Raw genomic sequence first — 18,784 nt, forward strand, 5'->3', positions numbered from 1 at the left:
AGAGCACCGGATACGCAAAAAAGAAACGATCACAAGACAGTCAGCCAATATACATTGAAAGTTACGCCTGACGACCATGGCTTGCGTGAACCACCCGATCCCTTGCCGAACTCGGAAGTGAAACCGCAACGCGCCGATGGTAGTGTGGGGTCTCCCCATGCGAGAGTAGGTTATCGTCAGGCACCTCTTCGAAAAAGCCCCGAGCACTTTGTGTTCGGGGCTTTTTTTATGCGCGCAGGAAAAGCCAAACGGCCCGCACAGGGCCTGCCTCGGTACTTCCGCACCCCTGCAGGAGCCCGATTCATGGGTGGTCCGACACCTCGATGGCGGCGCCCGCCGCCCGGGGTTGAAGCGGACACCGTGCCTGCCGGCCACCCAAGCAGCGCGGTGCGCCGCATCGCGGGCTGAAGCCTGCTCCTGCAATGTCCTGCGCCGGTATAGCACGCTGCCCACTCACGCCGGATCGCCGTTTGTGTCAAAATGCACGTCTCAAGGAGGATTGCCATGACACAGATGCGCTGGGAGCAGCTGCTCTCGCCCCGCCGTTTGCACGACAAGCGCTCGACCACTGGCCGTGAAATGGGGCGTACTCCGTTTCACAAGGACCACGACCGCATCGTGTTCTCGGGCTCGTTTCGTCGGTTGGGCCGCAAGACCCAGGTTCATCCGCTTACCGAAAACGACCATATCCATACCCGCTTGACCCACTCCCTGGAAGTAGGCTGCGTTGGGCGCTCGCTGGGCATGATCGTAGGCGAGCTGCTTCAGGACCAGCTCCCGGAATGGATTACGCCGGCGGATCTGGGCGTGATCGTGCAGACCGCCTGCCTGGGCCACGATATCGGCAATCCCCCCTTTGGCCACGCCGGCGAGTACGCCATTCGCGACTGGTTCCGCCGCGCCCAGGGCAGCGGGCTGCTGGAGGGGTTGTCCGAGGCCGAGTGTGAAGACTTGCTTACCTTCGAAGGCAACGCCCAAGGCTTTCGGGTCATTACCCAGATCGAGTACAACCAGTTCAACGGCGGGATGCGTCTCTCGGCAGCGACGCTGGGGACGCTGCTGAAATACCCCTGGACGGCGCGCTACGGCGGCCGGGCGGGCAAATTTGGTTGCTATCAGTCCGAGCAGGCGTTACTCAAAGAGGTGGCCGAGGCGGTGGGCCTTTTACCCCAGGGCGAGCAGCGCTGGTGTCGGCATCCATTGGCGTGGCTGGTCGAAGCCGCGGACGACATCTGCTACGCGCTGCTCGACCTGGAAGATGGCCTGGAGATGGGCATTCTGCGCTATGAAGAGGTCGTCGAGATTCTGCGCCAGGTCGCCGGCGAATTTCCGCCGGAGTACGACGAGATGCTCAGCCGTAACGTCTCTCAACGCCGGCGTATTGCGCTATTGCGCGGGGCCGCCATGGAACGCGCGGTCAACGAAGTAGCCTCGGTATTCGTGCAAAACGAGCAGGCATTGTTGACCGGCACACTGGGCGACGATTTGCTGGAACTTTGCCATCCGGACTTGGGGTGGGGGGTACAGGCTGCTAAACAGTTGGCAAGAAAGCGGATCTTTCAAAACGAGCGCAAGGCGAAGCTCGAGATCGGCGCCTATACGACGCTAGGGATTCTGTTGGAGGCGTTCATCGGTGCGGCCCACGAGCTGCATCACACCGGGCAGAGCTCGTTCAAGCATCAGCGCGTATTGGCGCTGATTGGTGAGAACACGCCGCTGCCCTCCTGGACACTTTACGACAGCTACCGGCGGATGCTCGATTTCATCGGCGGTATGACCGATCACTACGCCGTGGATTTGGCCCAGGAGATGGGCGGCCGGCTGCGCGGCGACTAAAAACGTTATACCGACGGCTGACGCAGATGGCGGGGTTCCATGATCCGTGAGCGCTCCATGAGCACATGAATGACCTTGTCATGCATGATATCGCTAAGCGGCCCCGTCGTGATGTGGTTTAGCTGACGCGAGAGCTGCTCGCCGCTGACCACCATCACATCCGGCGCGGCTTCACTCGTGTCGATCTCCCAGCCGGGTAACACCAGTACGCCTTTCACCTTGACGGGTACGCCGCAGCGCTGCTCCAGCCACTGAGAAAGCCAGGCCACCCCTTGGCGGGTTTTATGCAACGGGCGGCGCTCCTGCCAGTGGGGGAAGCGCAACCGTTCGCGCTCGACCGCGACCTGGTTGTCCTCTTTACCCTGGGTATTGATCGCTAGCGTGCGCGCCCGGGTTTCCACGACGAAGACGCCTTGCGGCGTGACCACGACATGGTCGAGGGTGAAGCTATCGGTAGGCACGTCGTGAAACACGTAATAGGGATGCGCTTCGGGGCGAATCATCCGCTCGAGTTCCTGGCCGACGGCCAGCTCGCAAGCGAGCCCCAGCTTGAGCCGACGAATGCGCTGGTAGTCGCGAATCAAAAGCAGCGAAAACGCCACCACCAATAGCGTACTCAGCAGGCCGTAGAGCGCCCATTCGATCCACTCCTGACGGACCACGAACAGCATGCGCCCCATGCCGTAGACCAGCGGCGCAAGGCTTATGATCGGGCCTAGTGCACCGTTCAAAAACAAACTGGAATAGGCCTGATCAAGGCGGTGGCGAAGGGCTTGACCCGGTTCGCGTAGCGGTGCATCGAAGGGCGATTGGACCCGCGCATCGTGCAGGCTGCGCAGCGCCAGAACGACGCTGGCCATGGCGGCCATCGGGAACAGGAAAATGAGCGGTAGCAGGTAATCCAGCCAAACCATTGCAGTGCCTTACCGGTAAGCAGAGTCACTCTGCGGTGTTTGCCTGGCGGGTCGTCTAGCCACCCGCCAGCTTGACCTTGTAGCCCATCGCTTCAAGCGCCGCTTTTAGCGTTTCGCGATGGTCCCCTTGAATCTCGACGATACCGTCTTTAACCGCGCCGCCGGTACCGCAGCGCTTCTTGAGCGTCTTGGCAAGCGTTTTGAGTTCTTCACCGCCAAGCGGAATACCACTTAGCGTGGTGACCCCTTTGCCCTTACGTCCGCTGGTTTCGCGGCGGATGCGCACGATGCCATCGAGGGCTTCGATCCGCGCCTGTTCGCTGGCCTCTTCGCAGCGACACTGCTCGACCGGTTCGCGGCAATCGGGGCAGGTTTTACCCTGTTCGGTTGAGTATACAAGACCACCCAACTGGTCACGTAATGACGCCATACTGTTTCTCTACTAACGATTCGGGTATTGCCGCGGGCTCTCGTTCGAAGGCCAGACGCTCCACCAACCCGGTCAAATCGCGCATGCTGCGAATCTCGAGCGCGCCCTCGGGCGTGGTTTCTGTCTCGGGAAAGCGGTTAAGGTGGATGACCGTCATCCCCGCTTTCAAGGCGGCGCGCACGCCGACCAGGGCATCATCGATGGCGATGCACTCACCGGCGCTATACCCCATGATACTGGCTGCGTGTAAATGTAGACAGGGTTCGGGCTTCCAGCAGTTGGCCGTATAGCCACTGAAAAAGCGCTTACCGAAGTAGGTGTCTAACCGAGTAGCCTTGAGGGCGGTCTGAATCTTGGTTTCCGGACCGTTGGAGACCACGGCGCTGGGAAAATGGCTCAGATTTTCGAGCGCATCGTACACCCCGGTTAGCGTCGTAAGTTCTTGGGCGAGGCGAAAAGCCAAATTTTCGCGCATGGTGCGCTCGGCCTGATCGAGGGTTTCGACATCGACGGCGCCGAAACGGGCCTGAAGCTCGGCGACGATATTGCGAAAGCGCGCGCCGCGGAATTCACCCATGTAATCGCTACGTTCGAAGGGCAGCCCGACACTGCTCAGCGCCGTGGCCATCTCTTCGGCAAGAAGGGGTTCGCTATCAACCAAAGTGCCATCACAATCGAACAACAAAAGTGGAAGCGGCATCGTTGATCCTTGCAGCGTTTCGCTGCGTGTAGTGATAAAAGCCGACCGTTGGCCTATTGAACGAGATTTTTAGGGTTTTGTGAACACTGTTTTATAATTTTTTTACAGTTATATAGCGCCGCTGCGGCCCTTTTGGGGCTGCGGGTAATGGCAGGGAATGGCAAAAAGCGTGTTAAAACCTTCACCTAACGACTCAAGCTACAACGACGAAAGCTAATCCGGCGCAAACCGCGCCGATGCAAAAGCTACACCTTAGCGTGTGAGTCGGCGGGAGTTGGCCCGGCTGCGGCGATGGTAGGGCGAAAGCGTGTTTTGGCTGGTGACCCACCAGGGCGCGTAATGGCCGCTTAGCGCGTTAAGAAAGGTCTTTTGCATCACCATTCCGGCTTCCAGGCTCGCCTCGATTTTCTCGGTGACCATGCGCTGATTCTCCAGCATCATCGAGGGGCTGAAAAACGGCTGCGTCTGCCATAACTTTTGTCGCTCGGTAATCGTCGAAAGCGAGGTGCTCCAAAGCTCGAAAGCCATGAAGCCCGCTTTGTAGATGCCCATGATGGGCAGAAAGGGAGCGCTAAACGGCGTTTGTTTCATAAGAGCTACCTGTAACGATGCGGGATAGGCGCGCAAGCGCCCCTAAGCGCCATACTACACCGATGCTGCGCTGCAACAACCGTTTTAGCGCCTGGTACGGGCAAATAAAAAAGGCGGCCAAGGCCGCCTTTTCTTTACGTGTGGAACCCGGGGTTATTTTACCTTGGGATCCAGCTCGCCGCGCGCGTAGCGCTCGAACATCGCTTCCAGGTTGATCGGCTTGATCTTGCTGGCATTACCGGCGGTGCCGAAGGCCTCATAACGGGCGATACACAGATCGCGCATGGCCGTGACGGTCTCTTTCAGGAATTTACGCGGGTCGAATTCGGCCGGGTTCTGCGCCAGAAAACGGCGTACCGCGCCGGTGGAGGCCAGGCGCAGGTCGGTGTCGATGTTGACCTTGCGCACGCCGTGCTTGATACCTTCGACGATCTCGTCGACGGGCACGCCGTAGGTTTCCGGAATCTCGCCGCCGTACTGGTTGATGACATCCAGCCACTCTTGGGGCACCGAGGAGGAGCCGTGCATCACCAGGTGGGTGTCGGGAATGCGGGCGTGGATCTCCTTGATGCGCTTGATCGAGAGCGTATCGCCGGTGGGCGGCTGGGTGAACTTATAGGCGCCGTGACTGGTACCGATGGCGATGGCCAGCGCGTCCACGTGGGTCGCCTTGACGAACTCGGCGGCCTCTTCCGGGTCGGTGAGAAGCTGTTCCATATCGAGCTTGCCTTCCGCGCCGATGCCGTCCTCTTCACCGGCCATGCCGGTTTCCAGACTGCCCAGACAGCCAAGCTCGCCCTCGACGGAAACGCCGCAGGCGTGGGCCATTTCCACCGTGCGACGGGTCACGTCGACGTTGTAGTCGTAATCCATGGGCGTCTTGCCATCTTCACCGAGTGATCCATCCATCATCACCGAGGAGAAGCCGAGCTGAATCGAGCGCTGGCATACCGCAGGGCTGGTGCCGTGATCCTGATGCATGGCCACGGGGATATGCGGAAACTCTTCGACCGCGGCGAGAATCAGGTGGCGCAAAAACGGCGAACCAGCGTACTTGCGCGCCCCCGCCGAGGCCTGAATGATGACCGGCGAGTCGGTTTTGTCTGCGGCCTCCATGATGGCGCGCATCTGCTCGAGGTTGTTGACGTTGAAGGCCGGGATGCCGTAGCCCTGCTCGGCGGCGTGGTCGAGCATTTGGCGCATGCTGATTAAAGCCATGAAGTCACCTTAAGTTTGTCTGTCTTGATGGATGAGGTGGATGCAATTATCGGGTGCCGCGGGCGGCGGCTTCAAGGGCGGTCACGGCGGGGAGCTCCTTACCCTCGACGTACTCTAAAAACGCGCCTCCCCCGGTCGAGATATACGAGACGCGATCGCTGATGGCGTATTTATCGATGGCCGCCAGGGTGTCGCCGCCGCCGGCGATCGAGAACGCCGGGCTATCGGCAATCGCGCGAGACAGCGCTTCGGTGCCTTTCCCGAACTGGTCGATTTCAAAGACGCCGACCGGACCGTTCCATAAAATGGTGCCCGCCTCTTTCAAAAGCCCCGCCAGGCGCTCGGCGGTCTCCGGGCCGATATCCAGAATCATCTCATCATCATTGACCTGGTCAACCGGTCTGACCGTGGCGTGCGCGGATTCGGAAAACTCGGTCGCCACGACCACGTCCGTCGGCAGCGGGATGTTGACCGTGGCCATCAGCGTTTTGGCCTTGTCGATCAGATCGGCCTCAAAGAGCGATTTGCCCACATTATAGCCCGCCGCGGCGATGAACGTATTGGCGATGCCGCCGCCGACGATCAGCTGGTCGCATTTTTCGGAAAGCGCGTTGAGCACGTCGAGCTTGGTGGAGACTTTCGAGCCGCCGACGATCGCCGTCATCGGGCGCTTCGGATTGGCCAGCGCCTTCTCCAGCGCCTCGAGCTCTTGGGCCAGCAGCGGGCCGGCGCAGGCTTTTGGCGCAAAGCGTGCAACGCCGTGGGTCGAGGCCTGGGCGCGGTGAGCGGTGCCGAAGGCGTCCATTACGAAAATATCGCAAAGCGCGGCGTAGCGCTTGGCAAGCGCCTCGTCATCGCCTTTCTCGCCGCGGTTGAAGCGTACGTTTTCGAGCAGCACCACCTGGCCGTCATCGAGGGTCGGCGGCTGGTCCAGATAGTCGGTCGAGAGCGTGACCGGCTGGTTCAGAAGCTCACTCAAGCGTTCGGCGACCGGTGCCAGCGAGAACTCCTGTGCCGACTCGCCTTCGGTAGGCCGGCCCAAATGACTCATCAGCATGACCTTGGCCCCTGCGCTTACCGCCGCTTGAACGGTCGGCAAAACGGCGCGCAGGCGCGCATCACTCGACACACGGCCATGCTTGATCGGTACGTTCAGGTCCTCACGGATCAGTACACGTTGTCCTTGAAGTGATAATTCGGACATTTTTTGCACGTTCATCTAAGCGACTTCCTTGTGGTTGGGCAGTGACGCGTCATGGTTTCGAGCGCGCGGTGGCGGTCAAAGTGGCCAGGCGTTGGCTGATATCCAGCATACGGTTGGCAAAGCCCCATTCGTTATCGAACCAGCAGAGCAGCTTGACCAGGCGCTTGCCGGCTACGCGGGTCTGGGTAGCATCCAGAATGCCCGAGTGCGGGTCGTGATTGAAGTCTATCGACGCCATCGGTGCCTCGGTATAACCCAGTACCCCGGCCAAGCGCGTTTCGGCAGCCTGGCCCAGCAGCGCGTTGACCTCGCAAGCGTCGGTATCGCGGCGCACGGTGAGCGAGGCGTCCATGGCCGAAACGTTAATCGTCGGCACGCGCACGTGCAAGCACTCGAAGCGTCCGGCAAAGCGCGGCATCAATCGACTGATACCCACGGCCAGGCCCGTGTCCACGGGCACGATGGAGTGCATCGCCGAGCGGGTCAGGCGAAGATCGGTCTGGTGGTAGGCATCGATCACCGGCTGGTCGTTCATGGCCGAGTGGATGGTCGTGGTGACGCCGTGCTCCAGGCCCAGCGCCTCGTCCAGCACGGTCAAAAGCGGCACCAGACAGTTGGTCGTACACGAAGCCGCCGACAGAATGCGCTGCTCGAGCGAAAGCGAATCCTCGTTGATGCCCCATACGATGGTGGCATCCACGTCCGATTCCGCCGGCTGAGAAAACAGCAGTCGCTTCGCGCCGGCTTCGATATGTTTTTCGGCGGTGACGCGGTCCTTGAAACTGCCCGAGCACTCCAGCACCAGGTCGATGCCAAGCGAATGCCAGGGCAGCTTCGTCGGGTCGGGCTCGTTGAGTATCTGGATGCGCTGGCCACCCACGATGAGCGCTTCGCCGTCGTTTTCCACCTCGCCTGGAAAGCGCCCATGAGTGGTGTCGAACTGGGTGAGGTAGGTGATCGTCGCCAGGTCCGAGCGCTCGTTGATCGCCACGACCTCGAGCTCCGTGGGGCCGCGCTCGATCAGCGCACGCAAAACGCACTGGCCGATACGGCCGTACCCGTTGATGGCGATGCGGTATGTCCTGGAATCGGCCATGGCGTGGCGGCTCTTCAAAAAACGGTGGGGCCGTAGCGGCCGTAAATGCTTGGGATAATAGCGTATTTTAAGCCCCGGCTCCTACCAGCTGCCAAGCAAACGGCAGTAAAAGCGCGGTAAAAATGCCTGTCAGGCTCATGCCTAGCGAGGCGAAGGCGCCGGCTGCCGGGCTGATGTCGAAGGCCCGTACGGTGCCGATGGCGTGACCGTTGAGCCCTAACGCAAAGCCGATCAGCCGGTCGTCGTCGATCTTCAAAAGCCTTGCGGCGGCGGCGGTACAGCCCGCCGTGGTTACGCCGGTGACCAGCAGCGCCCCTAGCATCAGGGCGACCGACCCGCCGATCTCCTCGGTAATACCGATTGCGATGGGCGCGGTCACCGATTTGGCTGCCAACGACGACAAAAGCGCCGGCGGCACGCCCAGTAGCCAGGCGATCCCCAGGGCGTAGCAGGCGGCCAGACTGGCGGCCAGGGGTAAACAGACCAGAAGCGGGCGCCAGAGCGCGCGAATGTGGGGGAGCTGCTGGTGAAGCGGCAAGCCCAGCGCCACGGTGGCGGGGCCGAGCAAAAGCGTTAGCCATGTCGCCCCTTCCCGGTAAACCTCGTAGGGCAGGCCGATCAAGGCGAGGGTGGCCGCCAGTAAAAGCGCGGCAATCAGCACCGCCGGTAGCCAAGCGGGTCGCTTCAAGCGGATAAACAGGGCGTTGGCCAAAAGGTACGCCGCCAGCGTCAACGCAACAGCAAAAAGCGGCGTGGTGGACAGCGTTTCGAGCAAGCCGTTAGCGGGCACGGGGGGCGTCCATCAGGCGTTTGAGAAGCCAAAGCGTGGTGACGACGCTTAAAAGCGTGCCCACCACTAACGCAAGCAAAATGGCCAGCCACTGACCGCCCAGCTCGTCGAGAATAAAAAACACCCCGACGACGCCGGGCATGATCAACATGGCCAACATCGCGATGAGCGGCTGGGCCGCGGCGGCAAGCGGTGCGGGCACGCGGCGCAGAACGATCAGCGTGGCGGTCAGCGCTAGCATTCCCACCACGCCGGAAGAGACGGGGAGGCCGGTGACATGAATCACCGCCTCCCCGATCAGGTAGTAGCCAATCAGCCACAAGAAACCGGTTAACGCAGGCATTGTGGCCTATGACCTATCCGTTTCGATTTAACCCAACAGCTCATGGGCTTGGGTAACGACGTTTTCGACGGTGAAGCCGAAGTGCTTGAACAGATCGCCTGCCGGCGCGGACTCACCGAAGGTGGTCATGCCGATTACCCGGCCATCCAGACCCACGTACTTGTACCAGTAATCGGCGTGGGCCGCCTCGATGGCGATACGCTTGGTCACCGCCTTGGGTAGCACGCTCTCCTTGTACTCGGCGTCCTGACCGTCGAAACGGTAGGTCGAAGGCATGGAGACCACGCGAACGGCGCGCCCTTGGCCTTCGAGCTCGGCGGCGGCGTCCATGGCCAGACCCACTTCCGAGCCGGTGGCGATCAAAATCAGCTCCGGGGTGGCCTCTGAGTCCTTCAACACGTAGCCACCGCGCTGAATGGCCGCCAACTGCGCCTTGGTACGCGGCTGGTGGGGCAGGTTCTGGCGTGAGAATACCAGCGCCGTGGGCCCGGAGCGGCGTTTGAGCGCCGCATCCCAGGACGCCATGGTCTCGACGGCGTCACACGGGCGCCAGGTCGAAAGGTTCGGCGTGGTGCGAAGGCTGGTGAGCTGCTCGACCGGCTGGTGGGTCGGGCCATCTTCGCCCAGGCCGATGGAGTCGTGGGTGAACACGTAGATCGCGTGATTACCGATGAGCGAGGCCATCCGCACGGCGTTACGCATGTACTCCATAAAGATCAAAAAGGTCGCGCCGTAAGGCACGAAGCCGCCGTGCAGGGCAATGCCGTTCATCACCGCGCCCATACCGAACTCGCGCACACCATAGTGCAGGTAGCTGCCGTTCGGGTCTTCCGCGGTGATCGCCTTGGTGCCTTCCCAGAAGGTCAGGTTAGAAGGCGCCAGGTCGGCGCTGCCGCCCAGAAGCTCGGGCATTTGCGGGCCGATGGCATTGAGCGCGGCCAGCGATGCCTTACGCGAAGGAATGCTTTCGCCTTTCTCCTGGGCTTTTTCGATCAGCGCCTCGGTACCCAGTTCCGCGGGCAGTTCACCTTTCATGCGGCGTTTGAACTCGCGGGCGAGCTCCGGGTGGGCCTCAGCGTAGCGGGCAAAACGCTCGTTCCAGGCTTCCTGGTTCTTCTTGCCCGCTTGACGGGCATCCCAGGCCGAGTAGATCGGCTCGGGCACATGAAACGGCGCGTGCGCCCAGTCAAGCTGTTTGCGCGCTGCGGCGATTTCTTCATCCCCCAGCGGGGCGCCGTGGGCGTCTTCTTTACCCTGCTTGTTGGGCGCGCCGAAGCCGATAATGGTCTTGCAGATGATCAGACTCGGCCGGTCGCTTTGCTTGGCAAGCTCGATGGCCGCCTTGATCTCTTCGGACTTGTGGCCGTCGACGTTGGGCACCACGTGCCAGCCGTAGGCCTCGAAGCGCTTGGCGGTGTCGTCGGTGAACCAGCCCTCGACCTCGCCATCGATGGAAATGCCATTGTCGTCATAAAGCGCGATCAGCTTGCCCAGCTGCTGGGTGCCGGCAAGCGATGCCGCCTCGTGGGAAATGCCTTCCATCAGGCAGCCATCACCCAAAAAGCACCAGGTGTGGTGATCGACCACGGTGTGGCCGGGGCGGTTGAACTGCGCCGCCAGGGTCTTTTCGGCAATTGCAAAGCCCACCGCGTTGGCAAAGCCCTGACCAAGCGGCCCGGTGGTGGTTTCGATACCCGGCGCGTAGCCGAACTCCGGGTGGCCCGCGGTGGGCGAGTGGAGCTGACGAAACGCCTGCAGGTGCTCGAGGCTCACGTCGTAGCCGGTGAGGTGTAAAAGCGAGTAGAGCAGCATCGAGCCGTGACCGTTGGAGAGCACGAACCGGTCGCGGTCGGCCCATTTCGGGTCTTCGGGGTTGTGCTTGAGGTAGTCATTCCACAGCACCTCGGCGATATCCGCCATTCCCATGGGGGCGCCAGGATGGCCGGATTTGGCCTTTTGGACGGCATCCATGGAAAGGGCGCGAATGGCGTTGGCCAGCTCAAAACGGGACGGCATGGGGTGCTCCTCGCCTAAACGAAAACGGTAAAGGCGCTATTGTCGCTGACTTCCCCGGCCCCGGCAAATTATAGGCGCGCGTTGTGGGAAGACGGGGCCCTTGCGTGTAAACTTTACCGTTTAAGGTGGCACCGCCGCTTTATGACTCTGGCAGGGTGCCTCCTGCCATGATTTTCCTGATGCTGTCAGCTGGCAGCCGTCGTACGAGGGCCGAGCGCGTAATGAGCGAATATTCCCTGTTTACCTCCGAATCCGTTTCCGAGGGGCACCCCGATAAAATTGCCGACCAGATTTCCGATGCGGTGCTGGATGCGATCATCGCCCGGGACAAGCAGGCGCGCGTGGCCTGCGAAACCCTGGTGAAAACCGGCGTGGCGATCATCGCCGGCGAGATCACGACCTCCGCTTGGGTCGATCTCGAAACCCTGGTGCGCGATGTGATCACCGAGATCGGCTATACCTCTTCACAAGTGGGCTTCGACGGTGCCACCTGCGGCGTGGTGAACCTGATCGGTAAGCAGAGTGTGGAGATCGCCCAGGGCGTGGATCGCACCAAGCCCGAAGATCAGGGCGCTGGCGACCAGGGCCTGATGTTTGGCTACGCCACTAACGAAACCAACTCTTACATGCCGGCGCCGATTCACTATTCGCACCGCCTTGTAGAGCGCCAGGCCGAACTTCGTAAAAACGGCATGCTGCCTTGGCTTCGCCCGGACGCCAAAAGCCAGGTGACCTTCCGCTACGACGCCAAAGGCCAGCCCTGCGGCGTGGATGCCGTAGTGCTCTCGACCCAGCACGACCCGGATATCGCCCAGGAAGACCTGCGCCGCATGGTTCAGCGCGAAATCATCGAAGAAGTGCTGCCCGCCGAATGGCTGGATGAGAATACTCAGTACCACATCAACCCGACGGGCAAGTTCGTCATCGGCGGCCCGGTGGGCGACTGCGGCTTGACCGGGCGCAAGATCATCGTCGACACCTACGGCGGTATGGCCCGCCACGGCGGCGGCGCGTTCTCGGGCAAGGACCCGTCGAAAGTGGACCGCAGTGCCGCCTACGCCGGGCGCTACGTGGCCAAAAACGTGGTCGCCGCGGGCCTGGCCGACAAGTGTGAAATCCAGGTGTCCTACGCCATCGGCGTGGCCGAGCCGACCTCGGTCGCCATCGACACTTTCGGCACTGGCAAACTCGACGACGCGCGCATCGTCGAGCTGGTGCGCGAGCACTTCGACCTGCGTCCCTACGCGATCACCAAAATGCTCGATCTGCTGCACCCGATGTATCAGCTCACCGCGGCCTACGGCCACTTCGGCCGCGAGCCCTTCGAGCATAGCTACCAGTGGGTCGACGACAAGGGCGAGACGCGCACTGAAACCTTCACGGCGTTCCCTTGGGAGAAGATCGACAAGGCCGACGCGCTACGCCGCGCCGCCGGGCTTTAAGTCGAACGCTGGGTAAAAAACGCCCCCGGTGACCCGGGGGCGTTTTTTTGTGGGCGAAAGCGTCGTTTTAGCCTAGGCTTGGCTATGAATAGTTAGGCTCGGGGCAGAGTAATGAACGTCAAACGACCCAGACACGGCCACGCGCGAACCGCGTATTCTCTGATCGCCGCCCTCGGGATGGCGCTCTGGACGCTGCTGTTGCCGCTAGCGGCAAAAGCCGATGGCTGCCCTCCCTGGCCCGAGGTGCAGCTGGCGCTGGAAACCCAGGCGCTCGCCGAGCAAATCGCACTGTGGGATTTGAGCTACCACGCCGAGGGCGTTGGCCTGGTGAGCGACACGCTTTACGACCAGGCCGTCGCGCGGTTGAGCGAGTGGCAGCGGTGTTTGGGGCAAACGCCGACGCATCGCCCGCTCGAAGGCGTAGTGCGCACCACCTCGACCCGGCATCACCCGGCGGCCCAGACCGGGCTTGAAAAAGCCGACGAAGACGGCGTGCGCCGTTTTACCACTCGGCGGGAAAACCTTTGGATTCAGCCCAAGGTGGACGGCGTGGCGGTGACGCTGCGCTACGCGCAGGGCACGCTGGTCGAGGCAGTGAGCCGCGGAGACGGCGAACGCGGCCAGGACTGGATCGCACGGGCGCAAAGAATCGACACCGTACCCAACGAACTCCCTCAAGCCATCGATGCCATCTTCCAGGGCGAGCTCTACTGGCGGCTGGAGGACCACGTTCAGTCCCAAGAGCCGGACAGCGGCGCGCGAGGCCTGGCGGCCGGCGCCATGGCCCAGCGCAGCCCAAGCGTAGAGACGCTTAAGCGCATTGGCCTGTTCGTCTGGGATTGGCCGGATGGGCCCACCGACATGGCCGCGCGGCTGGAAGCGCTTGCATCGCTTGGTTTCGATACCGGTGCCTACACCCATCATCTCGACGCCGAACAGGACGCCGCCTACTGGCGCGATGTCTGGTTCAATGCGCCGCTGCCCTTTGCCACCGACGGCGTGGTCATCAAGCAGGCCGAGCGGCCCGGGGTGCAGAGCTGGTCCTCATCGCCTCCTGAGTGGGCCATCGCCTGGAAATATCCGCCGTCCCAGGCGTTGGCCATGGTGCGCGGGGTAGAGTTTCGTGTGGGCCGCACCGGGCGGGTCACGCCGCTTTTATGGCTCGACCCGGTCATGCTCGATGGCCGACGCATCAGCCGGGTGTCGCTTGGCTCGCTGGATCGCTGGGAACAATGGGACGTGCGCCCCGGCGATCAGGTCGCCGTCGAGCTTGCCGGGCTGACCATCCCCCAGGTGAGCGAGGTGGTCTGGCACACCCGCGAACGCGGCGAGCTCACCCCGCCCGCACCCGAGCAGTATCACCTTCTAAGCTGCTTTACGTTGACGCCGGATTGTCATGATCAGTTGCTGGCGCGGCTGACCTATTTGGGCGAGCAACTGGGTATGAGTGGCGTCGGCGAAGGTACCTGGCGCGCGCTGCTGGATGCGGGCCAGGTGGACGGCCTTTTAGCCTGGCAGCGGCTAAGCCACGAGGAGTTAACCCGCGTTTCCGGCATTGGCACGGCCCGCGCCGAGGCGCTGATGGGGGCGTTCGGTCAGGCCCGGCGCGCCTCCTTCGAAGCCTGGCTGACCGCGCTGGGCATGCCGCCCGGCGGCGATGCGCGCCTGGGTGACTGGGAGGCGCTGCGCGCGCTAAGCGCGGATGAGTGGCAAGCACGGCCCGGGGTGGGCCCGGTACGCGGCGAGGCGCTGGCCGCGTTTTTCAGCCACCCGGAGGTCACCCGCATGGCCACGCAGCTAAGAGCCTACCGGGTAGCGGGCTTTTAGCCAGACCCTAACCCAGGCCGGTGATCGAGAGCATCGCTCCCAGGTAAAGCGGGATCAAAAGCGGTGCCAGCAGCGTACTTACCAGTACCGCCAATGCCCCTTTCTGGGGCTGAATACCGAGCTCCATGGCAACCACCACGACGTTGGAAGCCATGGGCACTACGCTCAAGAGCAAAAGCGCCAAGCCAAGCTCCAAAGAAATCGGGGTGAGCGCGCCAAGCGCCAGCACGATGACGAGCATCAATACCGGCCAAAGCACATAGCGAAGCCCCAAACAGGCCAGGATGAAGCGCGTATCCCAGGCGGCAAGCTTTACCTGGCTTAGCGTCATGCCGATGATCATCATCCCCAATAGCGTAAACGTGGCGGGAAACACCGCCAGGGACTCCATGACCGGCGCGGGGAGCGCCACCGACAGCGCGCTCAGCAAAAGCGCCGAGGCAAACGCGTAGAGCAGCGGCAGCCGGCTGATCTTGGTAAGACTCTGGCGCACCGTAAACTGCCCCCGGGCGCTTAGATAAAAGCCCACGGTGAACTCGTAGAGATTGATTCCCAGCATGCAGAAAAGATAAAGCGTGACGCCTTCCGGTGGGAGCAGCACCAGGGCGATGGGCAGGCCGAAGTAGCCGGTGTTGCCAGTGCCCGAGGAGAACGCCAAAAGCGCGCCTTCGTGCGGGCCGAGGTAGCGCCGGCCGACGCGGTTGACCAGTAGCGCAATAGTGCTGGTCAGGATAAAAAGCGCAAGCGTCAGCCCCAGGTAATCGATGGTGGGCTCGCCGTTCATGAGCGCTCTAAAAATGGTCAGCGGCGCGATCACATAGACCAGCAGCGTGGCAATGGGCTGCGGGTTTACTTGCAAGCGCCGCGCGGCGATAAAGCCCAGCGCGATAAATCCCAACAGTGTGAGCAAGGGGTCCATCAGCGTGGCCGAGGATAAGTCCATGGTGTCGTCCCAATGAAAATCAGCGGTGAGTATGAATCAGATTAAAGTAAAACCGTGGAATCTTTCATTAGCCGCGGCCCGGCCAAGCGGCGACAATGGCTACACTATCACCTTTTAAGCCCACCGCGAGGCCCGCCATGAGCCGCCAGGAACATCCGTTAGGTATCAGTTTCGAGTTCTTTCCGCCCAGCACCGATGCCGGGCGTGAGAAGCTGATTCATGTGCGCGATGAGCTGGCCGCCATCAACCCACGCTTTTTCTCGGTGACCTACGGCGCCGGCGGCTCCACCCAGGCCCGCACCCAGGATATCGTGCGCCGGGTGAGCGAAACCGGCATCACCACCGCGCCGCACCTGTCGTGTATCGGTAGCGAAAAGGCGCAGCTGCGCGATCTTCTCGCCCAGTACCGGGAAGAGGGCGTGAATAGTCTGGTGGCGCTGCGCGGCGATCTGCCCTCGGGCATGGCGAGCATCGGTGAGCTGCGCTACGCCAACGAGCTGGTCGAGTTCATCCGCGCGGAGACCGGCGATCATTTCGAAATCGCCGTGGCCGCCTATCCGGAATCTCATCCACAGGCCGTCAATTTGGAGCGGGATGTGGATAACTTTGCGCGCAAGATGCAGGCCGGCGCCAACATGGCGATCACCCAGTACTTCTTCACCGCCGACGCTTACTTCCACTTCGTCGAGCGCGTCCGGGCTCGCGGCATCAAGGCGCCGATCATTCCTGGCATCATGCCGATCACCAATTACACCAAGCTTGCGCGCTTTTCCGATGCCTGTGGCGCAGAGATCCCCCGCTGGATGCGCAAACAGCTCGAGTCTTACGGCGACGACAGTGACGCGATTGGCGAATTCGGTACCGAGGTAATCAGCCGGCTTTGCCAGCGCCTGCTCGAAGGCGGCGCCCCAGGCCTGCACTTCTACACGCTGAATCAGTCCGCGCCGGTATTGAAAGTCGTGGATAACCTGGTGGGCTGATGATGGCGGCTGGCGCTTTCACTCGACGCAGTCTCGCGTAACCCGTAGCGGGGGTCTTTCGCCAGGGCCGAAAATAGCTCCTGCATTTTCGGCATTCCCGCCATCCCTGGCGGTCAGATGGCGAAAGTAGCCTACAGGGAGGTATTCATGGCGCCCCCGCGTAGGGTTTCGAGGCTGCTTTTCAAAGCTAAAAAAACGCCCACTCAAGTGGCCTTGAGCGGGCGTTTTGGTTTCTAGCCAATCGCTAGGAAGTGCTGGGCGAGGGCGTGTTGGCGTACTGCTTGCGCTGCATCACAAACAGCGCCGCGCCGATGGCCAGGCCCGCCACGTCGGTGTAGATACCGCCGTAGATCATGAAGATCGCCCCCACCAGCATCACCACGCGTTGGAGGGTGTTCACCGGCCCGAAGAACCACTTCTGCACCATACCCGAAAGCAGCACGATGCCCAGCGTCGCGGTCACGCCCACGCGCAGAATCTGCATCGCGGAGCCTTCCATCAGCATCGCCGGGCTGTAGAAGAACATGAACGGCACGATGAACGCTGCAAGACCTATCTTGAACGAGGCCACGGAGGTGCCCATCGGGTTATCCCCGGAGATCCCCGCCGCCGCATAAGAAGCCAGCGCCACCGGCGGAGTGATCGCCGAGACCACCGCGAAGTAGAACACGAAAAAGTGCGCCACCAGCGGCTGGATGCCGATGTTGATCAACCCCGGGGCGACCACCGAGGCCGCGACCGCGTAGGCGGCGGTGGTCGGCATACCCATACCCAGCAAAATGCTGATCAGCATGGCGAACACCAGCGCCAGTAGCTGGCTCACACCGGCCAGGCCCAATAAAAGTGAGGAGAAGCGTGCGCCGACACCGGTCAACGAAATGACCCCGACGATTAAGCCGGCGCAGGCGCAAACGGCGATGATCTGAATCGACATGGTGCCGGCCAGTTGAAGCGCTTTCAGAATGGCCCGGGGGCCCATCTTGTTCGGCGAAATCCAGCTCACCACCGCCGCCGAGGCGGTGGCCAGCGTGCCCGCGCGAATCACCGAGTAGCCCATGAAGAGTGCCACGATCAGGATGATGATCGGCGCAAACAGATACACCTGCTTGACCAGTCGCGAGAACAGCGGAATCTCGTCCTTGCGCATACCGCGCATGCCCTTGCGCGCCGCCTCGAAGTCGACCATGAAGTAGATCGAGGCGAAGTAGAGCACCGCCGGAATGATCGCGGCGATGGCGATTTCGGTATAGGGAATACCGGTGACTTCCGCCATGATGAAGGCACCCGCGCCCATGATCGGCGGCATGATCTGCCCGCCAGTGGACGCCGCCGCCTCGATGGCGCCGGCACTGCGCGCCGGGTAGCCGACCTTCTTCATTAGCGGAATGGTCAGCGAGCCCGTCGAGACCACGTTACCCGCCGACGTACCGTTGATCATGCCCATCAAGCCCGAGGCGAAGATCGACACCTTGGCGGGGCCACCCCGGGCGCGCCCGGCGGCGGCGAAGGCGAAGTTCACGAAGTAGTCGCCCACCTTGGAAGCCTGCAAAAACGCCGCGAAAATGATGAACAAAATGATGTAGGTCGACGACACCGCGGTGGTCGGGCCAAGAATACCCGCGTCGGTATACACCTGGCTAAAAAAGCGTTGCACCGAGAGCCCGGGGTAGCCCAGAAAGCCCGGCAGGTAAGGCCCGGCGAACACGTACCCCAAAAAGATCACCGAGATCACCACGAGTGCCAGGCCCGCCACGCGACGGGTCAGCTCCAAAATCAACAGCGAGCCGGCAATCGCCGCCCAGGAAATACCGATGGGCGCGAAAGAGGTGCCGGTGGAGGCGCGCATGGGCGTGTTGTACATCAACAGCAGATAGCCAGCGCTTGCCAGTGCACACACCATCAGCACCAAATCGGCAGGGCTGAAGCGGTGGCGGGCCTGACGGAAAAACCAGGAGAGCACGATGGCCGCGGCGGTGGTCGCCATGAGCGGGTAGCCGAAGTGCCAGTTCTCCACGGCTGGGTCGATGCGCATCGCGCCGCCGGCCAGGGTCTGCTGCATTAAAAAGACCTGCACCAGACTATAGGCCGCCGGGATCAATAGCGCGACGCTGACCGCCTTGAGCCAGGCGGGTGAGGCCTCGGCGTCGGTCTCGGCAAAGCGGGCGCCGGCAAACAGGGCATAGCCCAAAATCAAGGCACCGGCGATGTGAATGATTCGAAAAGACCAGGTTTCGATCGGGTACACATTGAGCGAAAACAGATGAAAGCCCGAGTAGGCGATGGCGAGGCCGGCAAACAACAAAAACTGCCAGCCGGTGAATATGCGCCGATTGGCCTCAACGGCCTCTTCATCCACGCCGTCGGCGATCGTGGCGGTAGAGGCAGACGTCGCACGACCTTCATCCGGGTCGTTTAGGGAAGTGGGGTCGGACTTGTGACTCATTAGAGGTCACC

16 protein-coding genes and 1 rRNA gene are annotated in these 18,784 nt (G+C 61.9%); 5 read left to right on the plus strand and 12 right to left on the minus strand.

The window, feature by feature from the left end:
• Positions 1-66: 66 nt before the first annotated feature.
• Together rrf and ACWFVE_RS00220 are read left to right on the plus strand one after the other, a co-directional pair.
• Positions 67-182, plus strand: a 5S ribosomal RNA gene (gene rrf / locus ACWFVE_RS00215).
• Positions 183-504: 322 nt separating this feature from the next.
• Positions 505-1,836 carry a deoxyguanosinetriphosphate triphosphohydrolase gene (locus tag ACWFVE_RS00220; RefSeq protein WP_447527301.1) on the plus strand — a complete coding sequence of 444 codons (1,332 nt, stop codon included), beginning with the start codon at positions 505-507 and terminating at the stop codon, positions 1,834-1,836.
• Between the two features lie 5 nt (positions 1,837-1,841).
• On the opposite strand, the gene ACWFVE_RS00225 is transcribed toward ACWFVE_RS00220, so the two are convergent.
• The 10 genes from ACWFVE_RS00225 to tkt form a co-directional block, all read right to left on the minus strand.
• On the minus strand, positions 1,842-2,750 hold the full coding sequence (locus ACWFVE_RS00225) for a nuclease-related domain-containing protein (protein WP_447527302.1): 909 nt from the start codon (positions 2,748-2,750) through the stop codon (positions 1,842-1,844).
• 55 nt (positions 2,751-2,805) lie between these two features.
• Positions 2,806-3,180: a translation initiation factor Sui1 gene (locus tag ACWFVE_RS00230; protein ID WP_447527303.1), complete on the minus strand. Its 375-nt coding sequence runs from the start codon at positions 3,178-3,180 to the stop codon at positions 2,806-2,808.
• Positions 3,164-3,880, minus strand: a complete 717-nt coding sequence (locus ACWFVE_RS00235) for an HAD family hydrolase (protein ID WP_447527304.1) — start codon at positions 3,878-3,880, stop codon at positions 3,164-3,166. The genes ACWFVE_RS00230 and ACWFVE_RS00235 overlap by 17 nt, the downstream gene beginning before the upstream one ends.
• Positions 3,881-4,132: 252 nt before the next feature.
• A complete protein-coding gene (locus ACWFVE_RS00240) occupies positions 4,133-4,471 on the minus strand; it encodes a hypothetical protein (RefSeq protein WP_447527305.1) in 339 nt (112 codons plus the stop codon).
• A 153-nt stretch (positions 4,472-4,624) separates the two neighbouring features.
• On the minus strand, positions 4,625-5,689 hold the full coding sequence (gene fba, locus ACWFVE_RS00245) for a class II fructose-bisphosphate aldolase (protein WP_447527306.1): 1,065 nt from the start codon (positions 5,687-5,689) through the stop codon (positions 4,625-4,627).
• Between the two features lie 46 nt (positions 5,690-5,735).
• On the minus strand, positions 5,736-6,908 hold the full coding sequence (locus tag ACWFVE_RS00250; RefSeq protein ID WP_447527307.1) for a phosphoglycerate kinase: 1,173 nt from the start codon (positions 6,906-6,908) through the stop codon (positions 5,736-5,738).
• A 34-nt stretch (positions 6,909-6,942) separates the two neighbouring features.
• Positions 6,943-7,989: a type I glyceraldehyde-3-phosphate dehydrogenase gene (locus ACWFVE_RS00255; protein WP_447527308.1), complete on the minus strand. Its 1,047-nt coding sequence runs from the start codon at positions 7,987-7,989 to the stop codon at positions 6,943-6,945.
• Positions 7,990-8,056: 67 nt separating this feature from the next.
• A complete protein-coding gene (locus tag ACWFVE_RS00260; RefSeq protein WP_447527309.1) occupies positions 8,057-8,779 on the minus strand; it encodes an LrgB family protein in 723 nt (240 codons plus the stop codon).
• Complete coding sequence (locus tag ACWFVE_RS00265) at positions 8,769-9,122, minus strand: CidA/LrgA family protein (protein ID WP_447527310.1); 354 nt, start codon at positions 9,120-9,122, stop codon at positions 8,769-8,771. The genes ACWFVE_RS00260 and ACWFVE_RS00265 overlap by 11 nt, the downstream gene beginning before the upstream one ends.
• 27 nt (positions 9,123-9,149) lie before the next feature.
• Entirely contained in the window at positions 9,150-11,138 is a 1,989-nt protein-coding gene (gene tkt / locus ACWFVE_RS00270) for a transketolase (RefSeq protein WP_447527311.1), read from the minus strand.
• Positions 11,139-11,359: 221 nt separating this feature from the next.
• Between tkt and metK the strand changes: the two genes are divergently transcribed.
• Both metK and ligB read left to right on the plus strand, forming a co-directional pair.
• Positions 11,360-12,580 carry a methionine adenosyltransferase gene (metK, locus tag ACWFVE_RS00275; RefSeq protein ID WP_447527312.1) on the plus strand — a complete coding sequence of 407 codons (1,221 nt, stop codon included), beginning with the start codon at positions 11,360-11,362 and terminating at the stop codon, positions 12,578-12,580.
• 111 nt (positions 12,581-12,691) lie between these two features.
• The gene (gene ligB, locus ACWFVE_RS00280; protein ID WP_447527313.1) at positions 12,692-14,407 is read left to right on the plus strand and encodes an NAD-dependent DNA ligase LigB; all 1,716 of its coding nucleotides are present in this window, start codon (positions 12,692-12,694) and stop codon (positions 14,405-14,407) included.
• Positions 14,408-14,414: 7 nt separating this feature from the next.
• Here the strand turns inward: ligB and ACWFVE_RS00285 are convergent, their stop codons facing one another.
• Positions 14,415-15,350 (minus strand): AEC family transporter, encoded by a 936-nt coding sequence (locus ACWFVE_RS00285; RefSeq protein WP_447527314.1) that lies wholly within the window; start codon positions 15,348-15,350, stop codon positions 14,415-14,417.
• A 137-nt stretch (positions 15,351-15,487) separates the two neighbouring features.
• Between ACWFVE_RS00285 and metF the strand changes: the two genes are divergently transcribed.
• Positions 15,488-16,330: a methylenetetrahydrofolate reductase [NAD(P)H] gene (gene metF / locus ACWFVE_RS00290; protein ID WP_447527315.1), complete on the plus strand. Its 843-nt coding sequence runs from the start codon at positions 15,488-15,490 to the stop codon at positions 16,328-16,330.
• Between the two features lie 244 nt (positions 16,331-16,574).
• Here the strand turns inward: metF and ACWFVE_RS00295 are convergent, their stop codons facing one another.
• Positions 16,575-18,773: a TRAP transporter permease gene (locus tag ACWFVE_RS00295; RefSeq protein WP_447527316.1), complete on the minus strand. Its 2,199-nt coding sequence runs from the start codon at positions 18,771-18,773 to the stop codon at positions 16,575-16,577.
• Positions 18,774-18,784 lie beyond the last annotated feature (11 nt).

This window comes from Vreelandella mediterranea, from assembly GCF_970647075.1.